The 24,788-nt window shown below is 65.2% G+C and carries 25 protein-coding genes; 17 read left to right on the forward strand and 8 right to left on the reverse strand.

Going from position 1 to position 24,788, the window contains the following annotated elements:
• Positions 1 to 170: 170 nt before the first annotated feature.
• Entirely contained in the window at positions 171 to 620 is a 450-nt protein-coding gene (locus PMI42_RS13190) for a gluconate 2-dehydrogenase subunit 3 family protein (RefSeq protein WP_008134799.1), read from the reverse strand.
• A gap of 7 nt (positions 621 to 627) precedes the next feature.
• Positions 628 to 2,226, reverse strand: coding sequence for a GMC family oxidoreductase (locus tag PMI42_RS13195; RefSeq protein WP_008134800.1), 1,599 nt, complete (start codon positions 2,224 to 2,226; stop codon positions 628 to 630).
• 199 nt (positions 2,227 to 2,425) lie between these two features.
• Between PMI42_RS13195 and PMI42_RS13200 the strand changes: the two genes are divergently transcribed.
• Positions 2,426 to 3,214: a thermonuclease family protein gene (locus tag PMI42_RS13200; RefSeq protein ID WP_008134801.1), complete on the forward strand. Its 789-nt coding sequence runs from the start codon at positions 2,426 to 2,428 to the stop codon at positions 3,212 to 3,214.
• A gap of 286 nt (positions 3,215 to 3,500) precedes the next feature.
• Positions 3,501 to 4,301 (forward strand): SDR family NAD(P)-dependent oxidoreductase, encoded by an 801-nt coding sequence (locus PMI42_RS13205; protein ID WP_008134802.1) that lies wholly within the window; start codon positions 3,501 to 3,503, stop codon positions 4,299 to 4,301.
• Between the two features lie 45 nt (positions 4,302 to 4,346).
• Here PMI42_RS13205 and PMI42_RS13210 read toward each other — a convergent pair whose 3' ends face one another.
• Positions 4,347 to 5,660, reverse strand: coding sequence for a PQQ-dependent sugar dehydrogenase (locus PMI42_RS13210; RefSeq protein WP_502692651.1), 1,314 nt, complete (start codon positions 5,658 to 5,660; stop codon positions 4,347 to 4,349).
• A 258-nt stretch (positions 5,661 to 5,918) separates the two neighbouring features.
• Between PMI42_RS13210 and PMI42_RS13215 the strand changes: the two genes are divergently transcribed.
• The 4 genes from PMI42_RS13215 (at position 5,919) to PMI42_RS13230 (ending at position 9,658) form a co-directional block, all read left to right on the forward strand.
• Complete coding sequence (locus PMI42_RS13215; RefSeq protein ID WP_008134804.1) at positions 5,919 to 7,109, forward strand: urate hydroxylase PuuD; 1,191 nt, start codon at positions 5,919 to 5,921, stop codon at positions 7,107 to 7,109.
• Between the two features lie 158 nt (positions 7,110 to 7,267).
• A complete protein-coding gene (locus tag PMI42_RS13220) occupies positions 7,268 to 8,125 on the forward strand; it encodes a VOC family protein (protein WP_008134805.1) in 858 nt (285 codons plus the stop codon).
• 78 nt (positions 8,126 to 8,203) lie between these two features.
• Positions 8,204 to 8,479, forward strand: a complete 276-nt coding sequence (locus tag PMI42_RS13225) for a hypothetical protein (protein WP_008134806.1) — start codon at positions 8,204 to 8,206, stop codon at positions 8,477 to 8,479.
• Between the two features lie 219 nt (positions 8,480 to 8,698).
• Positions 8,699 to 9,658, forward strand: coding sequence for a lytic transglycosylase domain-containing protein (locus tag PMI42_RS13230; RefSeq protein WP_008134807.1), 960 nt, complete (start codon positions 8,699 to 8,701; stop codon positions 9,656 to 9,658).
• Position 9,659: 1 nt separating this feature from the next.
• On the opposite strand, the gene PMI42_RS13235 is transcribed toward PMI42_RS13230, so the two are convergent.
• Genes PMI42_RS13235 through PMI42_RS13245 form a run of 3 tightly spaced genes read right to left on the reverse strand, consistent with a single transcriptional unit; the run spans position 9,660 to position 12,602 of the window.
• Positions 9,660 to 10,043, reverse strand: coding sequence for a cupin domain-containing protein (locus PMI42_RS13235; RefSeq protein WP_008134808.1), 384 nt, complete (start codon positions 10,041 to 10,043; stop codon positions 9,660 to 9,662).
• Positions 10,044 to 10,054: 11 nt separating this feature from the next.
• Positions 10,055 to 10,759, reverse strand: coding sequence for an SDR family oxidoreductase (locus PMI42_RS13240; RefSeq protein ID WP_008134809.1), 705 nt, complete (start codon positions 10,757 to 10,759; stop codon positions 10,055 to 10,057).
• A gap of 43 nt (positions 10,760 to 10,802) precedes the next feature.
• The gene (locus tag PMI42_RS13245; protein ID WP_008134810.1) at positions 10,803 to 12,602 is read right to left on the reverse strand and encodes a thiamine pyrophosphate-binding protein; all 1,800 of its coding nucleotides are present in this window, start codon (positions 12,600 to 12,602) and stop codon (positions 10,803 to 10,805) included.
• Positions 12,603 to 12,822: 220 nt separating this feature from the next.
• Here PMI42_RS13245 and PMI42_RS13250 point away from each other — a divergent pair, with 220 nt between their 5' ends.
• The 4 genes from PMI42_RS13250 to PMI42_RS13265 all read left to right on the forward strand — a co-directional run bounded on the left by PMI42_RS13250 (position 12,823) and on the right by PMI42_RS13265 (position 18,563).
• The gene (locus PMI42_RS13250) at positions 12,823 to 13,740 is read left to right on the forward strand and encodes an IclR family transcriptional regulator (protein WP_008134811.1); all 918 of its coding nucleotides are present in this window, start codon (positions 12,823 to 12,825) and stop codon (positions 13,738 to 13,740) included.
• Positions 13,741 to 13,882: 142 nt separating this feature from the next.
• Positions 13,883 to 15,127, forward strand: a complete 1,245-nt coding sequence (locus PMI42_RS13255) for an ABC transporter substrate-binding protein (RefSeq protein WP_008134822.1) — start codon at positions 13,883 to 13,885, stop codon at positions 15,125 to 15,127.
• 23 nt (positions 15,128 to 15,150) lie between these two features.
• A complete protein-coding gene (locus PMI42_RS13260; RefSeq protein WP_008134824.1) occupies positions 15,151 to 16,026 on the forward strand; it encodes a branched-chain amino acid ABC transporter permease in 876 nt (291 codons plus the stop codon).
• Positions 16,023 to 18,563, forward strand: a complete 2,541-nt coding sequence (locus PMI42_RS13265) for a branched-chain amino acid ABC transporter ATP-binding protein/permease (protein ID WP_008134825.1) — start codon at positions 16,023 to 16,025, stop codon at positions 18,561 to 18,563. The genes PMI42_RS13260 and PMI42_RS13265 overlap by 4 nt, the downstream gene beginning before the upstream one ends.
• 6 nt (positions 18,564 to 18,569) lie before the next feature.
• Here PMI42_RS13265 and PMI42_RS13270 read toward each other — a convergent pair whose 3' ends face one another.
• A complete protein-coding gene (locus PMI42_RS13270; RefSeq protein ID WP_008134827.1) occupies positions 18,570 to 19,553 on the reverse strand; it encodes a Bug family tripartite tricarboxylate transporter substrate binding protein in 984 nt (327 codons plus the stop codon).
• Positions 19,554 to 19,973: 420 nt separating this feature from the next.
• Here PMI42_RS13270 and PMI42_RS13275 point away from each other — a divergent pair, with 420 nt between their 5' ends.
• The 7 genes from PMI42_RS13275 (at position 19,974) to PMI42_RS13300 (ending at position 24,073) form a co-directional block, all read left to right on the forward strand.
• Positions 19,974 to 20,579 (forward strand): hypothetical protein, encoded by a 606-nt coding sequence (locus PMI42_RS13275; protein WP_008134829.1) that lies wholly within the window; start codon positions 19,974 to 19,976, stop codon positions 20,577 to 20,579.
• 29 nt (positions 20,580 to 20,608) lie between these two features.
• The gene (locus tag PMI42_RS40650; protein WP_283805799.1) at positions 20,609 to 20,872 is read left to right on the forward strand and encodes an HGGxSTG domain-containing protein; all 264 of its coding nucleotides are present in this window, start codon (positions 20,609 to 20,611) and stop codon (positions 20,870 to 20,872) included.
• A gap of 118 nt (positions 20,873 to 20,990) precedes the next feature.
• Positions 20,991 to 21,440, forward strand: a complete 450-nt coding sequence (locus tag PMI42_RS13280) for a MarR family winged helix-turn-helix transcriptional regulator (protein ID WP_008134830.1) — start codon at positions 20,991 to 20,993, stop codon at positions 21,438 to 21,440.
• A 49-nt stretch (positions 21,441 to 21,489) separates the two neighbouring features.
• A complete protein-coding gene (locus PMI42_RS13285) occupies positions 21,490 to 22,065 on the forward strand; it encodes an isochorismatase family protein (protein ID WP_008134832.1) in 576 nt (191 codons plus the stop codon).
• Positions 22,052 to 22,381 carry a hypothetical protein gene (locus tag PMI42_RS13290; RefSeq protein WP_008134834.1) on the forward strand — a complete coding sequence of 110 codons (330 nt, stop codon included), beginning with the start codon at positions 22,052 to 22,054 and terminating at the stop codon, positions 22,379 to 22,381. The genes PMI42_RS13285 and PMI42_RS13290 overlap by 14 nt, the downstream gene beginning before the upstream one ends.
• The gene (locus tag PMI42_RS13295; RefSeq protein WP_008134835.1) at positions 22,378 to 23,610 is read left to right on the forward strand and encodes an MFS transporter; all 1,233 of its coding nucleotides are present in this window, start codon (positions 22,378 to 22,380) and stop codon (positions 23,608 to 23,610) included. Before PMI42_RS13290 ends, PMI42_RS13295 begins: the two co-directional genes overlap by 4 nt.
• A 106-nt stretch (positions 23,611 to 23,716) precedes the next feature.
• A complete protein-coding gene (locus PMI42_RS13300) occupies positions 23,717 to 24,073 on the forward strand; it encodes a response regulator (RefSeq protein ID WP_008134838.1) in 357 nt (118 codons plus the stop codon).
• A gap of 91 nt (positions 24,074 to 24,164) precedes the next feature.
• Here the strand turns inward: PMI42_RS13300 and PMI42_RS13305 are convergent, their stop codons facing one another.
• Positions 24,165 to 24,734, reverse strand: a complete 570-nt coding sequence (locus tag PMI42_RS13305; protein ID WP_008134840.1) for a c-type cytochrome — start codon at positions 24,732 to 24,734, stop codon at positions 24,165 to 24,167.
• Positions 24,735 to 24,788 lie beyond the last annotated feature (54 nt).

Below are 24,788 nucleotides of genomic sequence, written 5' to 3' on the forward strand. Positions count from 1 at the left end.
GGACCAGCCGCTGTCGCTCGCGATGACGCGGCGTCATCGACGATGTCTGAGGTAAAATCCAGCATGGCAAGAGTCCTTGAGGCTCACACAGATGGTGGCCTGGGCCCTGCGGCGCAAGTAGCCTGCCTGAAGGGCAGAGCTGGACTGCCGGATCTTGACTGCCCAGATGGCTAGGGCGCCCGCCGTAGCGTGCCGGCTCTCGCCTTGACCGGATCGAGCAGCGACCAGTCGCCATCCGGCAGCACATAGCCCTTGGGGAACGGCGCACGCAGATCGAGCCCGAGCGAGCGAAGCACGCGGTCGTCGCGGTAGTAGCATTGCAGCACGACCCGAACGAGCGTCGCCCCCGCCGCGCCGCCGTTCTTTCGAAACTCCTGCGCCACCGCATCGCGCTGGGCGGCATCGAGCTCGGCGAGCGGCTTTCCCGCCAGCTTTGCCAGATGATCGAGCGCCGCCGCCATTAACTTGGTGTCGCGACCGAGCGTCGCCAGCATGTCGGCCTGAATCGCAGGATCGTCGGCACCCGGCACCTTGTACGCGTCGCTGGCGGGCACGATCATCGCGGCGACAGTGCGGAGGTCGTCGCGCTGCGTGCGTGTCAATTGATTGTCTGCGGACATGGCGGCCTCAGTCGAACAAATTGGCGAGGCGCTGCTTCATCTGGTCGGCGATGTACAGCGCGAGGGCCTGGATGGTGGAGGTCGGGTTCACGCCGCCCGAGGTGACGAAGATGCTGCCATCGACGATGAAGAGGTTTTTCACGTCGTGTGTACGGCCCCATTCGTTGACGACGGAGCGCGAGGGATCGGTGCCCATCCGCGCGGTGCCGAGCAGATGCCAGCCACCCCACGGGATCGGCGAGTTCACGCAGATGTCGGTCGCACCGGCCGTTTCCAGAACCTCGCGGCCACGGGCGAGCGCGTGCTCCATCATCTTCCGGCTGTTCTCGCTGATCGTGTAATCGATCCTCGGCGCCGGAATGCCGTTGCTGTCCTTCAGGACGGGATCGAGCGTGACGCGATTGTGCTCCTCCGGCAGGTCTTCGCAGATCGCGGAGAATCCCAGCCGGTGGCCGTTGAGCTTGCGGAACACACGGTGATGATCCTCGCCCCAGGGCAGTATGCCCTTCTGCTCACTGACGACGGCCTCGAACACCGGCCCGGCCCCGCGCACGAACTGCACGCCATAGCCGCGCACGAAGCCACGCGACAGATCGGTGTCGTACCACTCCTTGCTCCACAGGCAGGTCGGCGGCGCACGGTTGCTGTCGGTCGGCTCCTTCACATAGCCGTAGATCTGCGCATAGGGATGGAACATCAAATTCTTGCCGACGAGGCCGGACGAATTGGCCAGACCGTTCGGAAAGCGCTCGGATTTCGAGTTGAGCAGCAGCCGCGGCGTGCCCACACCGTTGCAGGCGATGATGACCACATGGGCCGGCTGGAACTGCTCGACGCCGTCCTTGTCGTAATAGACCACGCCCGAGGCCATGCCGTTCTCGTCGGTGGTGATCTCGCGCACCCGGCAATGGGTGCGCAGCTCGACGCCGGCGCGGACCGCCTGCGGCCAATAGGTGATGTCGGTCGAGGATTTTGCGCCCTGCGCGCAGGCCGGCGTGCAATGGCCAAGATTGATGCAACGTGCGCGGCCCTCATAGTCGGTGGTCGCGACCGTCGTGTCCGATGGCCACCAGTGCCAGCCGAGCTTGTTCATAGCCTTGCCGATGATGGCGCCGGACAATCCCATCGGCTGCTGCGGCATCGGCGGATGCGTCAGCGGCGACAGCGGATCGCCCGAGAGCCCCGACGTGCCCATGATCCGGTCGTTCTCCTCGAAGAACGGCGTCAGCGCGTCGTAGTCGATCGGCCAATCGTCTGCGACGCCGTCGAGCGTCTTCACCTTGAAATCGGAGGGATGCAGCCGCGGCCAGTGCGCGGTGTACATCACCGTGGAGCCGCCGACCGCGTTGTAGTTGACGACCTTGATCGGCGAATTGTCGTCGTTGATCGGGTAGTCCTCAGGGCGGCCGCGGACGTTGGGGCTCGACGACCACTCGCCGTAGAACTTCGCCTCCCAGTCCCGGCCTGTGCTCGGATATTCCGCCGGATTCATCCAGCCGCCCTGCTCCAGGCAGAGGATGTGCATCTTGGTCTCGGCCAGCGACCACGCCACCGCGGCGCCTGAAGCGCCGGCGCCGATGATCAGGACGTCCACAGGGTCTTTCAAAGCATCGTCCTCCCGCCCTCGCCGCTTCCCGGGCGATCCGGCCACGCAATCTTTGTCTACAGCGCCGGACGATATGGGCAGAGTGCCCGGCGAGTAAAGGCTCGCGGGCGAATGTCGCACCTCGCAGGGCGCAGACCATTGGTATCGTCCTCTCCGGATGCTAGGAACGAAGCGTCAGAGCCATCGATAGCGAGATCGCATGTCCTTCAGGAATTCATTTGCTGCCGCCCGCGCTTTCGCGCTTGTTTTGTGTCTCGCTCTGTCCGGCTTTCTGGGGACCTCCGGCCCGGCCACCGCGCTGACGGCCGCTGCGACCGTCCGGGATGCCAATTCCATCCAGCTTGGCGACGTCACCTATCGCCTCGATGGCGTCGACGCACCGGAGCTGGACCAGGTCTGCATCGACGATCACGCCGATCCCTGGACCTGCGGCATCGACGCCCGCGACCAGTTGGCCAAGCTGATCAACAAACGCTCCGTGCGCTGTGACGATGTCGGGCCGGAAAAGAGCTTTGGCAAGCGGCACCGCGCGATCTGCACGGCCGAAGGCGACAAGGCCAGCCTGAACGAGCAGCTGGTCAAGCTCGGCTATGCCATCGCCCGCGAGCCGATCAAGGCGAACGTCAAGCCGGCGGCGGCTGAAGCCAAGACGGCCTCGGTCGGCATCTGGAAGGGCTGCTTTGTTGCACCGCAAGAATTCCGCACCGGCAAGAAGGATGGCACCCTGCTCGGCGCCGCCTGCCGCTCGGATCGCGACAAGGAAATCCGCGCCGTGCTGTTCCCCGAGGATCTGACCATGCCGCCGAGCTGTGCCATCAAGGGCAAGCTCGCGGTGCGCGCGCGCGTCACCGGCAATATCGGCATCTATCATCTGCGGGGCTGCCCGAGCTACCCCGCGACCACCAAGCCGGACCGCTGGTTCTGCTCGGAGGACGACGCCCAGGCCGCGGGCTTCCGCAAGGCCTACAATTGCCGCCGGCCAAAGTGAACAGGTGGTTCACGCAGCCGTGAGTGGTGGCCGGAGACAGTATTGATCCGGAATTGAACTTCGCCGGAAGTTGCTTCATTTATGAGCCTACGCAAGCGCCTTGCGCGAGCGTTTCCTTGGCAGCAATCCGGTTTCGGATTGCCTTGCTCGGGCGTTTCCTCCCTAGACTTGGGCCGCTTGTCACAACAAGCGGCTCTTCTTTTTTGTCGGGCCGCAAGCCGGCATGATCGGCCTTCAGTCGCCGCCCGCCCGTGCTATCCTGGTAAAAAAGCCGGGAGAAAACGTCATGCGACTGAACGACAAGATCGCCATCGTGGTCGGCGCCGGCCAGAGTCCCGGCGAAGGCATGGGCAATGGCCGCGCCACCGCGCTCACCTTTGCGCGCGAAGGAGCAAAGGTCTTATGCGTCGACCATCATCTGGAATCGGCGCAGGAAACCGTCGATCTGATCGCAGCGAAACATGGCACCGCCGCGGCTTTCAAGGCCGACGTCACCAACGCTGCCGATATCAGGGCTATGGTGCGGGACGCGCAGACGCGCTGGGGCCGGATCGACGTGTTGCATAACAATGTCGGCGTCAGCCTGTCCGGCGGCGATGCCGAGCTGCTGGAGATCACCGAGGAGGCGTTCGACCGCGTCGTCGCCATCAATCTGAAGAGCTGCATCCTGGCAGCCAAGGAAGTCATCCCGATCATGCGCGCGCAGAAGAGCGGCGCCATCATCAACATCTCCTCGATGGCCGCGATCACGACTTATCCTTATGTTGCTTACAAGGCGACGAAGTCGGCGATGATCGCCTTCACCGAGCAACTCGCCTACCAGAATGCCCAATACGGCATCCGCGCCAACGTGATTTTGCCGGGCCTGATGAATACGCCGATGGCCGTCGACACGCGTGCCCGCGAATGGTCCAAGACCCGCGCCGAAGTCGAAGCCGAGCGCGACAGCAAGGTGCCGCTGCGCAAGAAGATGGGAACGGGATGGGACGTCGCGAATGCCGCGCTGTTCCTGGCGTCGGACGAGGCGAACTTCATCACCGGCGTGACGCTGCCGGTGGATGGCGGGGCCAGTGTGAGGCGGGGATAGAAGCGAGCGTTGTGCCGCACCCTCGCCTCTGGCGAGTGTGCACCTTCACCGCGGCGCGCTGGTCACCCGCCAGATCGTGCCATTGCCATCTTCCGACAGCAGCAGCGATCCATCAATCGCGACCGCAACGCCCACCGGCCTTCCCCACACATCCGTGTCGTTCACCACGAACCCCGTGACGAAATCCTCGTACTCTCCGGTCGGCTTGCCGTCCTTCATCTTGATGCGGATCACCTTGTAGCCGGTGCGCTTCGAGCGGTTCCAGGAGCCGTGCTCGGCGGCAAAGGCATCGCCCTGATACTCCGGTGGAAACTGCGCGCCCTGGTAGAACGTCATGCCGAGCGAGGCCGAGTGCGGCTGGATCAGCACGTCGGGCACCGTCACCTTGTCCTTGATATCCGGCCGCGCACCGGCATGGCGCGGGTCCTCGTTGCCGCCGATGTAGAACCACGGCCAGCCGTAGAAACCGCCCTCTTTCACGGAGGTCACATAATCGGGCACGAGATCGTCGCCGAGACCGTCGCGCTCATTGGTCGAGCACCAGGGCAAACCTGTCTGCGGCTGGATCGCGAGGCCAACGCAATTGCGGATGCCGGTGGCGTAGATCTTCCGGTCCTTGCCATCGGGACCGAAAGCCAGCACAGCGGCGCGCTCGGTCTCGCTCGCCCACGCGGCGCCAAGCGGCTGCGTTTTCGCCCACGCCTCCAGTCCACCCGGCGGCGTGCCCATGCCCTCGGCGACATTGCTGAGCGACCCGACCGAGACCAGCATGCGCTTGTCGTCAGTCGTGACGACGATGTCGCGGGTGGAATGGCCGCCGTCATGCGGCAGGCTCGCCACGATCGTCTCCGCCTTGCCGCGCGCCTTGAGATCACCCGCCTGATAGGGAAAGCGGACCACGCTGTCGGTGTTGGCGACATAGACCCATTGCGGATTGTCGCCGGTCGGAAAGAAGGCGATGCCGAATGGCTGCCGCAGGCCGCTGGCAAACACCTCATTGGTCGCGACCTTGCCGGCCTCGCCAGTACGCAGCACGCGGACGATACCGGCCCGCGTCTCCGCAACAAAGACATCGCCGTTCGGCGCCACGCGTATGATGCGCGGCGCGCGCAGCCCTTCGGCGAACAACTCGATCTTGAAGCCCTGGGGCACCTGAAGCGCGGCCTCCGGCGGACGCGGCACCACCCGCGAGGAGCTCGCGACCGACCGCGTGGCGCCGGGCCTGACCAGATCCTGCGGCCGGATCAGCCTGACCATGCCGGGCTTGTCGGCCTGCCAATCCCCGTAAGCGTCCCTGCCTTGCAACACCGGCTCGGCCTGCGCAGATGTCGCGGCCGCAACCAGCAATCCCGCAGCCATTGCCACGGACCATATCCGGCTTTTCACGTCGTTGTCCTCCCCGGCCTGCACGTTTCGCGCGTCGACGCCAATCGAGCCGTAAACGGTCTGCGACAGGCAAAGCGGCTGCCGCATCCCACATCAGCTCATGCCCGCACGATGTGCATCAGCCGCGATCCATCATACTGGAAAATGCCGCCAATCGATGCGACACATTGTAAGGGCGAGGCCGCCGGTTGCGGTCATCAAAGCTGCGGCATCGCAATTGATGGGGTGATCATGTGGGGATCCATCATATCGGAATGGGCGAGCCTGCTGCTGCGCTGGCTGCACGTGGTGGCGGCGATCGCCTGGATCGGCAGTTCCTTCTATTTCATCGCCCTCGACCTCAGCCTCAAGCCCAAGGGTGATTTGCCTGATGGCGTGCAGGGCGAGGCCTGGCAGGTCCATGGCGGCGGCTTCTACAGGATCATGAAATATCTGGTCGCGCCCGCGCAGATGCCGGACGAGCTCACCTGGTTCAAGTGGGAGGCCTACACCACCTGGCTGTCCGGCTTCGCGCTGATGGTGGTGGTCTACTATCTCGAGGCCGACCTGTTCCTGGTCGACAAGTCGATCCTCGACCTCACGCCCTTCCAGGCCGGCTTGTTCAGCTTCTTTAGCCTCGCACTGGCGTGGTTGCTCTATGAAGCCGCCTGCCGCACTGGCCTTGCCCAGCGCGAGCTGCCCTTCGCCATCGGCGGCTATGTCTTTCTGGTCGCGCTGACCTATGCCTTCACCCATGTGCTGAGCGGCCGCGGCGCCTTCAACCAGATCGGCGCGCTCATCGGCACCATCATGGTCGCCAACGTCTTCGCGGTGATCATCCCGAACCAGAAGAAGATCGTGGCTGCGCTGATCGCGGGACAGGCGCCCGACCCAAAGCTCGGCAAGACCAGCAAGGAGCGCTCGGTCCACAACAACTATTTGACGCTGCCCGTGGTCGTGCTGATGATCAGCAACCACTACCCCCTGCTCTACGCCACCCGCTTCAACTGGATCATCGTCGCGATCATCCTGGCGCTCGGCCCGGTGATCCGCCACTTCTTCAACGAGGGCCATGCCGGGCGCAAATCGCCGTGGTGGGTGTGGGGCGTCGCAGCAGCTGGCGTGATCGCAATTCTCTTCCTCTCCGCGGCCGGACCGCGCGAGGTCAAGACGGGTGCGCTGTCGGCGCCCGTTACGGTCGCCAATGTCGAGGAGATCGTGATGTCCCGCTGCAGCATGTGCCACGCGGCCGAGCCGGTGTGGGCCGGGATCGTCACCGCGCCGAAAGGCATTCTTCTCGATGCGCCCGAACACATCCAGCGCAACATCCGCCTGATCGGCCGCGTCGCCGCCTGGTCCACCGCAATGCCGCCGGGCAACATCACCGAGATGACCAGTGAGGAGCGCGCCGTCCTCGCCGCCTATATCGAGCAGGCTCGCTGACGCCATCGCGCGCCGATGCTGCATTTCGCGGAATGAAATTCCGGCTTCTCCCCCGATTTGAAAATGACTTGACCGCCCATCCGGCGTAGACAGGATGAGCGGCCGCCGGTGCGGTCCAGGTTCAGCGCAAGTCCAGTTTGCATTCGGGGATAAGAACAGTGGCCCTCAAGAACGTCATCGGTATCGACCACGCCGTGGTCATGGTTCAGGACCTCGACAAGGCCGCCGAGAACTACCGGCAACTCGGCTTCACCATCTCGCCGCGCGGCACCCATAGCGCGCATATGGGCACCGGCAACTACACCATCATGTTCGACCCCGACTACATGGAGCTGCTCGGCGTGCTCGTGGCGACCGAGCACAACGCGCCGGCTCGCACCTTCGTCGAGAGGCACGGTGAGGGCATCGAGCGCATCGCCTTCACGGCGATCGACAGCGCCGCAGGCGCAGAGGAGATCCGCGCGCGGGGCCTGGAGCCGATCGGTCCGACCGATTTCGAACGGCCGGTGACGTTGCCAGACGGAACCGTTTCGGCGGCGAAGTTCCGCACCTTCATGTGGCCGACCGCGGAAGCGCCCGGCGGCGTGCGCATCTTCGCCTGCCAGCACAAGACCCGCGAGACGGTGTGGATTCCCGAGCTCATGAAGCACGCCAATGCAGCCAAGCGGATCAAGCAGACGCTGATCGCGACGCCGGAGCCCGCGACGGAAGCCGCGCATCTCGGCCGCCTGATCGACCGCGAACCGAAGGCTGAGGCCGACGGTGCGGTCGCTGTGCCCTCCGGCGGCGATCGCGCCGACTTCGTCTATCTGACGCTGGACCAACTCGGCAAACGCTATCCCGGCGTTCCGCTCGCGGGTCTCTCCGCGCGCGGCGGCGCCGCCCTGGTGCTCGTCAGCGGCGATCTCGCGGCAACCGAGAAGGCACTGGGTTCGGCCGCCGTCCGCAGCGGCCCTGCGATCGTCGTGCCGCCGGCCAAGGCCAACGGCACCCTGCTCGCCTTCGTTGCGGGCTGATTTTAACTAATTCTTTAACGTGTGTTTACCCGGCGGCTCTAGGATTCCCGGCAATCCAAGCCGTCCGGGGTCAAGCGCATGTTCAAAGAGGGATCGCCGATCGCCTATGACGCGCCGGCCGAACTGAAGAAGTGGCCGTCACTGAAGGGCGAGCGACAGAAGCACCGGGGCCCGCCCTATCTCGTCTACAACGGCACGCTCGCAGATTGCGTCCGCGTGCTCATGGACAAGCCGATCAAGGGCATCTCGCTTTACGACATCATGACGAAGCCGCAGCCGGCTTTCGAGCAGACGGTGCTGTCGCCCGGCGACGCCGCCGAGATCGCGATGCGCAAGGATTTTCCCAAGGCGTGACGCGCCTGCTGCGTCGTCGCTTGCAGCATCACCAACCTTCCATCTCGCAGCGGTTCCCGTAGTGCCGCGGGGCTGACTCGCATCTTCGGCTTGCGGGAACACCGTACTAACACCGGCCCTGCCGCGGAATCGCAGCTTCGCCGCAATTACGGTTAATGAAGTCCTCGTCACCGGCGCACACGCTGGTCGTTCCCCCACAGTTCGAGGACTTTGACCGAGATGCGATTTCTCGTCGCGGCTTGCGCTGCGTTCCTGATTCTGATGTGCGACGTCGGCACGCCGCCGTCCTGGCAAGTCTCACATCTCGACCGCGCCACGCCCAAGGCCGATCGCGTGCCCTCACTGGTTCCTGTCGTCGAACTCTTCCTCGCAAGCGTGCAGGCCATCGAGCTTGCCAATGCGCGTGCGTCATATGAAGAGACCATCGAGCCGACGCGCGCGGTCGAAACCACCACGCCGGTCCCGGTTTCGCCGACCGAGAAATTCTGCCATGCGCTCAGGGAGGCGGCTGAGGCCAGCGGCATTCCCGTGCCGTTCTTCGCCCGCCTGCTCTGGCAGGAGAGCCGCTTCCGCTCCGACGAAGTCAGCCCGGCCGGCGCGCAAGGCGTCGCGCAATTCATGCCGGAGACGGCGGCCGAGGTCGGGCTCGATGATCCCTTCGATGCCATGAAGGCGTTGCCCGCATCGGCAAAATTCCTGCGCAAGCTCCGCGACGACTTCGGCAATCTCGGCCTTGCCGCAGCCGCCTACAACGCTGGCCCCGGCCGTATCCAGAAGTGGCTCGCCCGCGAGAGCGAGCTGCCGCGCGAGACGCGCGACTATGTCCGCATCATCACCGGCACCAAGGCCGAGGACTGGACCGAGCGCGCGGAAGCCCTCGCGATCCGTATCGACCTGCCGCGCGAAGCGCCCTGCGAAGGCATCGGCAGCCTGTCCAAGACCAGGGACGTCGCCTGGGTTCCGGTGAATCTGACGCCGTCAGTGGCCACCATCATCCGCAAGGCCGAGCAGTTGGCGGCGCGGCTCTCGACAAACCGCGCCCGCAAGCGGTTCGTATCCTTGCTGCGCAAGAACGTCTCGGCCCAGGGCAAGGCGCGCGGCATGATCGCGGCCCGTGCAGCAAAGGGCGCGAAGGTGCGTGCCATCCGCTTTGCCGCGCGCGAACGTTCCTCAGGCTAGCTCACACCGGCTTATCGTCGTCCGTCACCGGCGAGGTCACCACCAGGAACACGAGATCGGTCAGGCCCGAATTCGAGATCGCATGCTCGACGCCGGGCGGCAGGAAGATCACATCGTGCTTGCGCACGACATGGTTCTTGCCCGCGATCTCCATCAGCCCTTCGCCCTCGAGCACGTGATAGACCTGCTCCTGCACCTTGTGATGATGCCGCGCGACATAGGCCATCGGCTGGTACATCGAGATGCGATAGTCGATCCGGTGCGAGCCCGCTGTCTCCGGCATCACCAGCGGTTTTGACAGCGCGCCGCCAAAATGGTTGGGGAATTCGCGCCAGGGCACCTCGGCGATGTTGCGGATGAAGGCGCCGCCAGTTTCCTCGGCCATATCCGTGCTCCCTAGTTCACCAATGCGCCGCCGTCGATATAGACGATCGATCCCGTGGCAAAACCATTGGTCATGAAGCTCGCGATTTGCTGCGCGATATCGTCGGCCATGCCGACGCGGCCGACCGGCAGCGAAGCCGCCGTCTTCGCCAGCATCTCCTTGCGCGCGGCTTCCGGCATCGCGGCCCGGATCGGCGTGTCGATTACGCCCGGCGACACCGCATTGACACGCACCGGCGCAAGCTCGAGCGCGAGCGCACGGGCGAGCGATTCCAGCGCGCCATTGGCCGCACTGATGATCGCCGAATTCGGTCGTGGCCGGACGCTGAGAAAGCCGGTAACCAGCGTCAGCGAGCCGCCCGGCCTGATCTCGGCCGCGCGCGCGACCCGCCAGGCGCCCCAGAACTTGCCTTCCATCGTGGCACGCACATCCTCCATCGGAACCGTCTTGAACGGCCCGGTGCGAAGCTGCGCCGCGGTCAGCACGACGTGATCGACGGGGCCGGTGCGTCGGAACAGCTCGGCAACGCTCTGGTCGCTGGTGACATCGGCGGAAATGGCCGTCACCTTCAGTCGCTCGGCCACGGGATCGAGCTTCGCGGCGCTACGGGAGGCGATGACGACGTCAGCGCCCTGCCCCTTGGCAAGCTCCGCCGTGGCAAGCCCTATGCCTGAGGAGCCGCCGATCACGACGACCTTCTTGCCTGCGAGCGTCATTCCCATCTCCCCGCTACTTTCTTGATTGATTTGCCGACCGCGATCACCCCGGCTGGAAGCGCGTGCCGATGCCGGCCTTGCTCTGGCCAAGACCCGGCAATTCCCACACGCCCGCGCCGGACGGATTGACGTCGGCAGCGATGTCGACGTCGATCAGATAGGGCCTGTTGGCGGCGATGCCCTTGCGGATCGCCTCGCCGAGGTCTCCGGCGCGATCAACCCGCACGCCCTCGACGCCGCAGGAGCGGGCCATCGCAGCGAAATCCGGATTGTAGCGCTCGCCGGTCTCCGGATGCTTGAAATCGGTCGCAAGCTCACGGCCGCCGAGATAGCCGCGCTGAAGGCCGCGGATCGAAGCGTAGGCGTAATTGTTCCAGACCACCCAGACCACGGGCAGATTGTATTCGACCGCCGTCCCCAGCACGTTCGCATGCATGAAGAAGGCGCCATCGCCGCAGACGGACACGCAGGGCCGATCGGGCGCGGCGAATTTTGCGCCCATCACGCCGGCGACGCCAAAACCCATCGGGCCAAAGCCCATCGAGCCGATCAGCGAATCCGGCCGCTTCGGCTTGCAGAAGCCGAGCAGCCAATTGTGGTGCACGCCGATGTCGGAGACGAGGATCGCGTCCTCCGGCAGCGCCTTGTCGATCTCGGCGGCCGCGCGCTGCGGATTGATCGGCGTGGTGTCGTCGGAAAAGCCGGGCGCGACGAACTTGTCCCATTCCTTGCGATAGCCGTCGATCTGCGCCAGCCATTTCTTGCGGGCATCGGACTTCTTGAAGAGATTGTCACGGCGATCGAGCTCGGCATGCACCTGCCGCAGGAAGGTGCGAACGTCGGCCATCAGCCCGAGCGCGACGGGATAATTGCGGCCGATTTCTTCAGGGTCGATATCGACGTGGATCAGTCGCGTCGGCGGGATCGTGAAGGAATAGCCGGGAAGCCACGAGCTCGACGTGCGATCGTCGAAGCGGACGCCGAGCGCGAGCAGCACGTCAGCCTGACGTGCGGCGTGATTGGCCTGATAATGGCCGGCACGTGCGACAAGGCCGAGCGCCAGCGGATGATTGACGTCGAGCGCGCCGAGACCGCTGGCGGACGCCGCCACCGGGATCTGAAGCCGCTCAGCCAGCTTGCGCAGCTCATCGGCGGCACCGCCATAGCGCACGCCCTGCCCGACCAGCATGACCGGCCGCTCCGCCGAGAGCAGCATGTCGACCGCCTTCTCGACGCCGTCAGGATCGGCACCGCAGCGGCTGGAGATGTTGGCGCTCCAGTCGGCCGCCTTCGGCGCCTCTTCGGCCGCCGCCTCCATGAAGACGTCAAAGGGTACGTCGACCACCACGGGGCCGGGCCGTCCCGTGACCATGGTCTTCCAGGCCTGCCGCACCGCGAGCGGCACCATCTCGCCGCGTGTCGGCTGGAACACTTTCTTGCACATGGTGCGCACGGTCGAGGGGAAGTCGGCCTGATAGTGCCGGTACATCTCCTGGAAGGCGCCGCGGTTGAACTGGCTGGTCGGCACGTTGCCGGTGATCGCCATGAACGGCACGGAATCGAGGAAGGCATTAGCAAGCGAGATCGGCAGGTTTGCCGAACCCGGCCCGCAGGAGGTGAAGGTCGCGGTCGGCCTGCCCGAGACGCGGTAATAGACGTCGGCCATGAAGCCGGCGACGCTCTCGTGGTGCACGGAGATGGTCTTGATCTCGGAGGAGCGCTCGTACAGCGCGTCGATGAACTGGATGTTGCCGTGTCCGCAGAGGCCGAACACCTGCGGCACCTTCTCCTGGATCAGATAATCGACAATGACCTGGGCGCCATTGAGCATGTTCTTCGACATCAACCCGTCTCCTGCCGGCCCTCGACTTCTTATGGACCGATGCAGAGAACACGGCGCGGTCGTCGCTGGGCCGCCGGCACCCTATTTCTCATAATGCTGTACGTCAATTTATATTGTGATAGTCTGCTTTTCCGAGGAAACGCGGGCTGAGCTCCGACGGCCGCCGGGTTGCGTGCTACTGTCGATGCATCGAGTCACGACGGATTTGCCGGAGGGGGCCTTGTCCTTGAAATCGCGTACCAAGCCCACGACCGGCGAGAAGCCTGCAAGCCCGCGCAAGGCCGAGATCGCCAAGCTGGTCCCCGCTCCCAACGCCAATGGCGACGACGAGGCCGATGACAAGCAGCGCGGTGGCGGCGTCCAGTCGCTCGGCCGCGCCTTCTCGATCCTCGAGCAGGTCGCGCGCCATCGCGAGGGAATCGGGCTTGCGGAACTGAGCAAGCTCGTGGCCTTGCACAACTCGACCACCTTTCATCTGGCAAAGACGATGGTCTCGCTCGGCTACCTCCGCCAGGAAAAGGACAACAAGCGCTATCGCATCGGCCGCCCCTTGTTCGCACTCGCGGCAAGCGCGCTCGACGAGATCGAGATGGTCAATGTCGCAACGCCCGTGCTGGAGGAGCTGTCGCGGCAAACGGGCGAAAGCAGCCATTTTGCCGTGCGGATGGGCGATGCCGTGATCGTCATCGCGCGCACCAGCGGCCCCGGCGCGTTCCAGCTCACCGACCGCGTCGGCGTGGTGCGCCCGGCCCACTGCACCGCGCTCGGCAAGATCATTCTGGCCTCGCTCCGCCCCGAGCAGTTCAAGCGCTTCCTCGATCGTGCCGAGCTGAAACCATCGACGCCAAAGTCCATCACGGATGCCGCCGTGCTGATGCGCGAGATCGCGGAGGTGCAGCGCACCGGCGTTGCCTTCGACGACGGCGAGTTCAATCCGGAAGTGCGCTGCGTGGCCGTGCCGGTCACCGATTTCACCGGGCGGGTGATCGGCGCGCTCGGCATTTCCGGGCCGATCTGGCGCCTCTCCAACCAGGCGCTGCACGCCGGCGCCCAAATCGTGCAGGCCGCCGCCGACCAGCTGTCGGTCGAATTCGGCGCCAAGGACCGGGCGCACAAGGCGTTCACGCAGAAAGCCTGACACCAGCTCGCAGGCGACCATTTTGCCGGTTGACACCGGCAATGGCGTTCGGGATTATCCTCCAGCATTAAAAGAACGTCTCTCACAATACCGGATATCCGGTTTGAAGGGAGGCACGCGATGCACCCGGGAGGAGACAGACATGATCCGCTACCCGCGACGGACGTTATTACGGGCGGGCGCCGCCTTCGTCGGCGCATCCGCACTTGGGTTTCCCGCCATCGTGAGGGCGCAAGCCGAGAAGATCCGGATCGGACATCTCACACCGCTGACCGGTTTTCTCGGCGTGATCGGCAGCTATGCGCAATTGGGCGTGAAGCTCGCCGCCGAAGAGATCAACGCATCCGGCGGCATCCTGGGCAGGCCGATCGACCTGCTCTCGGAGGACTCGATCAACCCGGCGACCGCCGCGACCAAGGCGCAGCGCATGCTGGAGCAGGACGGCGCGGTGGTGCTGCTCGGCGAAATCTCGTCGGCCTCCTCGCTCACCATCATGCAGGTGGCCGAGCGCAACAAGAAGGTGTTCTTTTCCACCGGCGCGCGCTCGGACGCGCTGCGCGGCAAGAATTGCAACAAGTACTCGTTCCACTGCGACATCCCGAACACCGTGATGGTCAACGCGGTCGGCACCGCGCTCTCCCAAAAGGGCATGGTGAAGGGCAAGAAGTTCTTCACGCTCACGGCCGACTACATTTTCGGTCATGACCTCCTGAAGGCAGCCAAGACCTTCTTCGGTGCGCATGAGGCGAATCTGATCGGCGACGAGCTGATCGCCACCGACGTCACCGACTTCAGCCCGTATCTGCTGAAAGTGCGGCAGGCAAAACCCGACGTGGTCTGCTGCAACCTCGCCGGCAATCAGGTGACCAATCTCGTCAAGCAATATGCCGAGTTCGGCTTTCCCTATCCGCTGGTCGGCTTCAACCTCAACACCGGCGATGCCTGGGCCGCAGGCGCCGGCAATCTCAGCGGCACCTGGCCGACGGTCTGGTATCACACGCTGAACAATCCGACGTCGCAGGCCTTCGTCGCGGCCTTCACCAAAAAGTACGGCAAGCCGCCGGAGAACCACGCCTGGATCGACTATGTCACGCTGAAGCTGCTGGCAGAAGCGATCAACACCACGAAGTCGACCGACAGCGGCGAGCTGATCGCCTATTTCGAGAAGCAGGTGCAGTTCGACATCGGCAAGGCGCGCAAGGCGTATTTCCGTGCCTGGGATCATCAGCTGGTGCAGGAGGCCTATCCGTTCACGGTGAAGCCAAAGGACCAGATGAAGGACCAGTGGGACATGCTGGTGCTCGGCGAGGCGGTCCCGGCGGCGAACGATCCGCTCGAGACGATCTATCCGACCAAAGAGCAGAATCCCTGCGAGATGAAGGCCTGACGCCGCAGCAAGGCGGACGCAACATGCAGTTCGAGTTCTTGCTGGAACAGGTGGTGAATGGCCTCGTGCTCGGAGGCTATTATCTGCTCATCGCGCTCGGGCTGTCGCTGATCTTCTCGGTCGGCGGCATCGTCAATCTCGCCCATGGCGCCTTCTATGCGCTCGGAGCTTATGTCTGCGTCGAGCTCACGAAGCGCCTCGGCTTCGGCCCGTCCGTGGTGATCTCGCCGTTCGTGGTGGCCCTGCTCGGCATCCTGTTCGAGCGCTTCATCCTGCGCCGCTTCTACAGCGCCGACCCGATCCTCAGCCTGCTCGTGACCTTCGGCCTTGCGATGGTCGCAGAGCAGGCGATCCGCATGATGTGGGGCGCCGCGCCGGTGTCGACCGAGATCCCGCAAAGCTTCCGCGGTTCAGTCATCGTCGGCGATTTCCTGTTCTCGCGCTACCGCCTGCTGATCCTGGCCGTGGTCGCGGCGATCCTGCTCGGGATCTGGCTGCTGCTGCAAAAGACCTCGTTCGGACGCGTGGTGCGCGCCGGCATCCAGCGGCCGGACATGGTCGCAGCGCTCGGTATCCGCCTGCAGCCCTATATGACTGCGATCGTGATGCTCGGCGTCGGCCTCGCCGCGCTTGGCGGCGCCTTCTTCGCGCCGATCACGACGGTGCACCCGGCGATGGGCGCCGAGATCATGACGGTCGCCTTCGTCGTCGTCGTGATAGGCGGCCTCGGGAGCTTCTGGGGTGTCGTCATCGCCGCCCTGCTGGTCGGCGTGGTGCGCGGCATTGCGATTCACTTCGAGCCCGCGGCCGGCGAAGCCTCGATCTACATCCTGATGTTCCTGGTGCTGCTGGTGCGCCCGCGCGGCCTGCTCGGCGAGCGCATCGAGAAGTTCGAATGAGGCGCGCATCGACCATCGACAAGCTGAAGCCGCTGCTGATCGCGGCTCTCGCGGTCATCGCGCTGCCCTTCCTGCTCCGGGCATTCGGCCTGTCGCTCAACACCGGTACCTGGATCGTCGGGCTCGCCATCGCCACGATGGGGCTGAATCTCTGCATCGGCTATACCGGCCTCGTCTCGTTCGGCCACAGCGCCTGGTTCGGCATCGGCGCCTATGCCGCCGGCCTGATCCAGCTTCGCGTCTTCCCCGGCGAGATCTGGCTGCCGCTGCTGGGGTCGATGGTCGTCGTCGCGATCGCCTCAAGCGTGATCGGCATGCTGATCCTGCGCCGGCGCGGCGTCTATTTCTCGCTGCTGACGCTGGCGCTGGCCGCGCTGGTCTACACCACCGCGTTTCGCTGGACGAGCGTCACCGGCGGCGAGGACGGGCTTGGCGGCTTGAAGCGCGGCGGCATCGGCCCCGTCAGCTTCGACGGCGCGCTCAACTACTACATCGTGGTCGCGGCGATCGGGCTCTTCGTGCTCTATGTGCTGATGCGCCTGGTGCGCTCGCCATTCGGGCATGTGCTCGTCGCGATCCGCGAGAACCAGCTGCGCGCGAGTTTTCAGGGCTATCCGGTCGAGCGCTACAAGCTGGCGGTGTTCGTGATCTCCGCCGTCGTCACGGGCCTTGCCGGTGCGCTGATCGCGTTCCTGAACTATCTGGTCTCGGCCGAAGCCGTCTCGGTGCCGTTCGCCGGTGAACTCTTGGCGATGGTCGTGATCGGCGGCATGCGCAGCCTCTTGGGCCCCGCGCTCGGTGCGCTGTTCTTCATCCTGTTCCGGGAGCTGTTCTCGATCTGGACGTCGGACTGGCTGTGCTGGTTCGGCCTTACCTTCGTGGCCTTCGTGATGTATTCGCCCGGTGGCCTCGTCGGCATCGGCGCGCTGGTCATGCGGCACCTCCGTCCGCCCGCTGAAGAATCCGCCGCGATGAGCCGGCGCAAGATCTATGACGGCCTGCCGCTGCCCGACTTCCTGCGGCCGGAATCACTTGAGGGCACCGTGCTGGAGGTCAGCGGCGTGTCGCGAAAATTCGGCGGCATCCGCGCGGTCGAGAACGCGAGCATCAAGGTCGCCGCCGGCCAGATCCATGCGCTGATCGGACCGAACGGTGCCGGCAAGACCACGCTGTTCAACCTGGTCTCCGGCCTCTATGCACCCGACCAGGGCACGATCCGCCTCAACGGCCGCGACATCGCCGGCGTGCCGGCAAGCCTGATCTGCCACCAGGGCCTGGCGCGCTCGTTCCAGATCACCAATCTGTTTCGCGGACTCCCCATCTACGAGAACCTGCGCCTGTCGCTGCAGGCGCGGCGCGGCATGCGCTTCAACATCTGGAACGACATCGACGCATACAAGGACATTCACGCCGAGACCGCAGCCCTGACGAAGTTCCTCGGGCTCGAGGGCATCGAGGAGATCGAGGGCGGCGAGCTCTCCTATGGCGGGCAGCGGCTGGTCGACCTCGGCATCGCGCTCGGCTCCAGGCCGCAGGTGCTGCTGCTCGACGAGCCGCTTGCGGGCCTGGCTGCGGCCGAGCGCGAGCGCGTCTCCAACCTCGTCAGGAACATCGCCGCCAACATTCCCGTGCTGATCGTCGAGCACGACATCGACCGCGTGCTCGGATTCTCGCAAGTCGTCACCGTGATGAACCAGGGCGAGGTGCTGATGTCCGACTGCCCCAAAGCGGTGCGGGCCGATCTGCGGGTGCAGGAGATCTATACCGGCAAGGGCATTCCCGCCGTCGCGCAACGGCGACCTCCCGAAGAGACCGCTGAGCGCGCGACCGTGTTGCGCCTCGATGGCGTCAATACCTTCTACGGCAAGAGCCACATTCTCAACGACGCCGCGCTCGACGTCCGCGACGGCGAGATCGTCGCGCTGCTCGGTCGCAATGGCGCCGGAAAGTCGACGCTGCTCAAATCCATCGCGGGCCTCGTGCCGGCGGCATCGGGCCGCATCGATTATCACGGTAGCGACATCGCGCGCCTTCCCGCGCCCGACATCGCGCGCCGCGGCGTCGGCTATGTGCCGCAGGGCCGCGGCCTGTTCGCCGGCATGACCGTGCGCGAGAACCTCGCGCTCGGACGCCTCGCCCGCAAGACCGACGGCAGCGACGGCGTGGTCTGGGACGAGGAGCGGATCCTGCACACCTTCCCGCGGCTGAAGGAGCGCATGAACGTCGCCGCCGACTATCTCTCCGGCGGCGAGCAGCAGATGGTGGCTGTCGCCCGCGCCATGTCGGGCAATGTCCGCCTGCTGCTGCTCGACGAACCCTTCGAGGGGCTGGCGCCGGCCGTGACGCTGGAGCTGTTCACGGTGTTCGACCAGCTCCGGCGACACATGTCGATCGTCATCGTCGAACATAATCTCGACCTCGTGCTGGCGCTGGCCGACCGCGTCTTCGCGCTGGAGCGCGGCGCCGTGTTCCATCAGGGCCCGGCGGCGCCGCTGCTGAACGACCTCGGTTATCGCAAGCAGATTTTGTGGCTTTAGCGCACCCTACTCCGCCTTGATGTTCGCGGCCGCCACGACCTCGGCAAGCTCCTTCGTCTCCTTTGCGATCTTGGCGGCGTAGTCGGCCGGGCCGAGCACGCTGACCACGCCCTGCGAGCCGAGCTTCTCCTCGACCGCCGGATCCTTCGCGGCCGCGACGATCTCCCGGTGCAGCGTCTCCAGGATCGGCGCGGGGGTTGCCTTCGGCATGAAGAAGCCGACCCAGAACGAAAGATCGAAGCCGGGGTAACCTGCCTCCGCGACGGTCGGCACGTCGGGCAGCGACGGCAGCCGCTCGGCCGATGACACCGCGAGCGCGCGCAGCTTGCCGGCCTTCACCAGCGGCACCGCGGACAAGGGATCGAACACCGCCAGCACCTCCTGCGCGAGGATGCCGACCTCGGAGGCCGCGCCGCCGCGATAGGGCACGTGGATCAGCTTGATGCCGGCCTTCTGGCTGAGCAGCTCCATGGCGAGATGGGCAAGGTTGCCGTTGCCGCCGGAGCCGTAAGCAAGCTCGCCCGGCTTCGCTTTCGCGGCCGCCACCAGATCGGCCACCGTGTTGATGTTCGCCGTCTTGGGATTCTCGGGATTGACCACCAGCACCAGCGGCGCGGAGACCACGGTGGTCAGCGGCGCGAAGTCGGCTTGCGGGTCGTAGCGGATGTCCTTGAACAGGGTCTTGTTGAGCGTGATCGTGGACGAGTTGCAGGCCAGGACCGTGTAGCCGTCGGCGTCCGCACGCGCCACGCCTTCGGCGGCGATCATGCCGTTGGCGCCGGCGCGGTTCTCGACCACGAAGGGCTGCCCGAGCTTGTTGCTCAAGCGATCGCCGATGATGCGCGCGACGACATCGACCGGTCCGCCCGCGCTGAAGCCCACCATGATCTTGACCGGCCGCGTCGGATATTTTTGCGCGGCGGCTTCCCTCGACAGCGCGCAGGCGCACAATCCGGCGATGACTGCCAGCAGGCGAGCCGTTCGTTGCATTCGTTCTCTCCCCAGACCTCGACGCGCCGCTTGTGACTGTTTCTTGGTGCGGCGCATGCGGGCCGCATGATGTGCGGCCGCGCTGGATTTCGCAATCGCGTTTGCGCGCTTGCTGCGCCCGGCATTCCGCCGCGCGGCAAGTGAACACTGCTTCCCAACAAGAAAATGCGAAAACAACCCCATGCACAGTAGGGCGCTGGAACGAAATCAAGCACTTACGGATTTTACGAAATCTGCTTGACCCGTCGGGCAAAACAGGAGCATGATGGCATCATCGCAACAATCGCAAGCGTGACCGCCGTCCTGACCGGGGCCGACCGACGTTGTTGCGTGTAAACCCTTCATCGACATTCCGAAATTCGCATCCGCGCGCAACGGCGAACGGTCGCGCGCGCCTGCGCCAGTCAAAGGACACAGCACATGACGACAGCCCCGAGCCTCCGCGTCACATCAAACCTTGCGACAAACGATCGCAGCGCTCCCGCCGCGCCCCCGCGGGTCAGGCTCTACAAGCGCCGCATTGCGATCAACTATCCCGACCCGCAAGCCGGCGAGCAGTTGCTGGCCGAAGCGCTCGGCGCCGTCGACCGCGATGCGCTACACGGCTTGCTGCGACAATTGGCCAAGGCGAGCGCGATCGGACAGAGGCCCGACGAAGAAAATCTCGCCTTCATGATCTCGATGATCAGGAGCATCGCGCCGAGGGATTCCATCGAGGCCATGCTGCTGTCGCAGATGGCCTCCGTTCACGTCGCGGCCATGCGCTGCGCCTGCCGCCTCGCCTGCACCGACAACCTTCCGCAGCAGGAGGGCGTCACGCGCGCATTGACCCGGCTCACCCGCACCTTCGCCGCCCAGGTCGAGGCCCTGAGCCGCCACCGCAACAGCGACGAGCGCGCGATCACGGTGCAGAATTTGTCCGTGCAGGACGGAGGACGGGCGATCGTGGGGAATGTGACGCAGCATGCAGGCGTGCTTGTCGCGGAGGCGGGCCCGAGCGACGCGAGGCACGGGGCGGGCCTATGAGCGGCCGGCACGCCCGCAACACGGCGCCGATGGCGGCGAGCCCGCGGTGCGGCGCAAGAACCCGCGATGGCGACGCGTGTCGAGCGCCGGCGTTGAGGGGCAAAACCCGCTGCCGCATGCACGGTGGGGCACGGCGATCGGGGGCGCCAAGAGGGAACCGGAATGCGCGGACACATGGGCTGTTCACGGCGGACGCGATGATCGAGCAAGATCAGGTTCAGGTCCTGCTGGATGACGCGCACAGAACATTACAAGAGTTGAGATGCTCGCCCGAAGATCTTGGTCCGTCATGATCGGAAATCATCGCCTGCGCCGCTTCCACCTCACCGACAAAGATGGCCCAGAGATTTCAACAGCCAAACTACAAAGTTGATCTTTACAGTTTACCTTCACATCTGCTATCCACTCCGCATGAGCACTTCATCCGGTACCGCGGCGGGGCGCGCATCCGCGCTTGCCGAAGACCTTCGCCTGCTGATGGGAACCCTGAAGCGGCGGCTGCGCGCGCAGGGTCAGCGCGAGGATCTTCCCCCTTCGCAGGTCGCCGTTCTGCTTCGTCTTGAAAAGGACGGGCCTGCGACCGTATCGGGCCTCGCCCGATCAGAGGGGATGCGTCCGCAGTCGATGAGCGCGGCGGTCGCGGCGCTGGAGGCTGTGGGCCTCGTCCGCGGCGCACCAGACCCCGACGACGGCCGGCAGACCATCATGTCCCTCACCGACATGTGCCGCGAGCGGCTGCGCACCGGGCGCGCCGCGCGGCAGGATTGGCTGTCGCGCACCATCGCAACGAAGCTGTCTGCGCGCGAGCAGCAGGACCTTGCCGCTTCGGTCAGGCTGTTGAAGCGGCTCGTCGAAGATTGACGCCGGCCGCTCCGCAGAGGTCACGGCCATTACCACTGAAAGGACGATCATGGCCCTTACGATGCTCGATCCGGTCACGGCCCTCATCATCGTCGATCTGCAAAGCGGGCTCGTCGGCTCAAGCTTCATCCATCCGATCGATGATGTCGTGACGCACGCCTGCGGCCTCATCGCCGCGTTTCGGCGACACGGACTTCCGGTCGTGCTGGTCAATGTCGACGGCGTCGCACCGGGGCGAACCGAGCGGCCACGCCACACCGGGCCGCTTCCTGACGGCTGGACCAGTTTTCTTCCGGAGCTCGGCCGGCAGCCCGGTGACATCGTGGTGACGAAGCGGACATGGGGCGCGTTCGCGAGCACCGATCTCGAACACCAGCTCAGGAGCCGCGGCGTCACGCAGGTCGTCATCGCCGGCGTTGCGACCGGCACCGGGGTCGAGTCGACCGCGCGGCAGGCCTATGAGGCGGGCTTCCACGTCACGCTCGCCATCGACGCCATGACGGACGCGCGACCAGACGCGCATGACTACAGCATCGCCAACGTGTTCCCGCGGCTCGGCGAAACCGGATCGGCGCACGCCATCATCGATCTGCTCGAAAGGACCCACGCCCATGAACTGGCTTGACCTTGCCGCCTACTTTTTCGGCGGCGCTTTTCTCACCAATGCCATCCCCCATGTCGTCGCCGGCGCGATGGGAGAGCCATTCCAGTCCCCCTTCGCGAAGCCGAGGGGCGAGGGCCTGTCGACGTCGACCGTCAATATCCTCTGGGGCTTCGTCAATCTCCTCATTGGATATCTCCTGATCGGCCGCGTCGGAGATTTCGGCCTCAGGAACACCGGCGATGTCGCTGCAGCCGGTCTCGGAGGGCTTCTGATCGGCCTGTTTCTGGCGCGGCATTTCGGACGCTTCCACGGCGGGAATGAACCGCCGCGATCATGAGGCGTACATTTCGATCGTTGCGCAACTTCAACTACCGGGTCTGGGCCGCGGGCGCGCTGGTGTCCAATGTCGGAACCTGGATGCAGCGGGCCGCGCAGGACTGGCTCGTCCTCACAGAGCTGACCGATCACAGCGCCTCCGCCGTCGGCATCGTGATGGCGCTGCAGTTCGGACCGCAGCTGCTGCTGATGCCCTGGTCCGGATTTGCCGCCGACCATTTGAACCAGCGTCGGCTGCTGATGGCAACCCAGGCCGCGATGGGCGCGCTGGCGCTGATCCTCGGACTTCTCACCGTCACCGGCCTCGTGCAGCTCTGGCACGTCTATCTGTTCGCCTTCCTGTTCGGCTGCAGCGCGGCGCTCGATGCGCCGGTGCGGCAGACCTTCGTGGCCGAACTGGTGGGCGATGCCGATCTGTCGAACGCGATCGCGCTGAACTCAACCACGTTCAACGCTGCGCGCATGATCGGGCCCGCGGTCGCTGGCCTCGTCATCGCGTCCGTCGGCACCGGCTGGGCCTTCCTCTGCAACGGCGCCTCGTTCATGGCCGTGCTGGCCTCGCTGTCGCTGCTGCGGACATCGGAGCTTCGGCCCAATGCCCGCGCTCACCCCGCCAAGGGCAGTGTCCTGCAGGGATTTCACTATGTCTGGTCCCGCCCCGACCTCCGGACGACCCTGATCATGCTGTTCCTGATCGGCACGTTCGGGCTCAACTTTCCGATCTTCATCTCGACGATGGCCGTCGGTGTCTTCCACACCGATGCACGCGGCTTCGGCCTGTTGTCCTCGATGATGGCAATCGGAACGATGTCGGGCGCGCTATTGGCCGCGAGCCGCGAGCGGCCGCGCTTCAACGCGCTGCTGCCCGGTGCCGCGATCTTCGGCCTCGGCTGCACGCTCGCTGCCCTGGCGCCGGGCTACTGGCTGTTCGCCGCCGCGCTGGTCGTCATCGGCGTCGCGGCGCTGACTGTCACGAATACGTCGAACGCATTGATGCAGTTGTCGACCGAGCCGGCGATGCGCGGGCGGGTGATGGCGCTTCGGCTCGGCGTCGCGCTGGGCGGCACGCCCATCGGCGCCCCGATCGTCGGATGGGTTGCCGATCATTACGGCCCACGGTGGGCACTCGGCATCGGCGCGGCTGCGGGCTTCGCGGCTGCGATCGTCGCTCTCTCTGCGCTGTTTCGACATGCGCCGGAGAACGAGCTCGATCTGCCGCAACAGCGGTGACCTCTCGGCACCAGCGCACATTCATGTGAGCGGAACCCATCGCTCCATGCCGGGAACGGATTCAACCCCTCGCGCTTGACAAATGACAGCAACAGCGAGGTGCCCCATGGGCCAGTCGAAGCCCCTCCGCCCGACGGCGATCGTCGTCGAGGACGACGACATCCAGCGCGAAATGCTCGCGCTGCTGCTCGAACAACGAAATTTCGACGTGCTGCAATGCGAGGACGCGGAGACCGCGACCCTGGCGCTGAAAATGAAACACCCGTCCCTGATCATCACCGACATCAACCTGGTCGGGAAGATGGACGGTGTTGATCTCGCTCATTATGCGCAGCAGCATGATTCCGATGTCCGGATCATCGTGATCTCAGGCAACCCTCTTCCGCGGCCTCTGCCCGCAGGCGCGAAGTTCTTCACCAAGCCGGTTTACCCGTCGATGCTCCTTGCGGAGGCGGCGCGGTAGCCAAGGACGTGACGGAGCCCGCGGTTCATCCTTCGAGACGCCCGCCTGCGGCGGGCCCTCAGGATGAGGGCACGCTTTGCGGCGATATCTCTCAGCGATAGTGCGCGAGGTAGTACGCAAGCTCCCCGATCTGATCCTTGCCGACGGTCTGCATGACGTCCGCCATGGTGGCATCATAGCCGTGGCGACTGTTGTCCTTGTATTCGGCGAGCGTCTTGGCGAGATAGTCCTCGCGCTGGTTGGCGATGCGCGGGACGTTCTCCTTTCCGGAGTAGTCGGTGTTGTGGCAGGTGTTGCAGCGGTTCTGCTTTGCCAGTGTTTCGCCGCGGGCCATGCGTGCGCTGTCTGCGGCGTCGGCGGGCGGTGCCGGCTTCGGCAGCGCGGCGATGAAGTCGGAGAAGGTGCGCAGATCGTCGTCTGTCAGCGATTTCGCCATCTCGTTCATCGGCTCGAACACGCGCAGCTTCTCGCGGAACATGAAGAGCTGGATCAGCGCGTAGGGCGCCTGCTGGCCGCCGAGCGAGGGCGTGTTCTCGGTCGCGGAGGTGCCGCGCTCGCCGTGGCAGGCCAGGCACGGAGCGACGCGGTCCGAGATGGATTCAGCGGATGCGGGGAAGACAAGTGAGACGAACGCCAGAGCGGCGATGAGTGTTTTGTTCATTACCGCTTCCCGCATACTCCGTCATTGCGAGCGAAGCGAAGCAATCCAGAAATG

Origin of the sequence: Bradyrhizobium sp. YR681, assembly GCF_000282615.1 — a bacterium.
Taxonomy (GTDB): Bacteria; Pseudomonadota; Alphaproteobacteria; order Rhizobiales; family Xanthobacteraceae; genus Bradyrhizobium.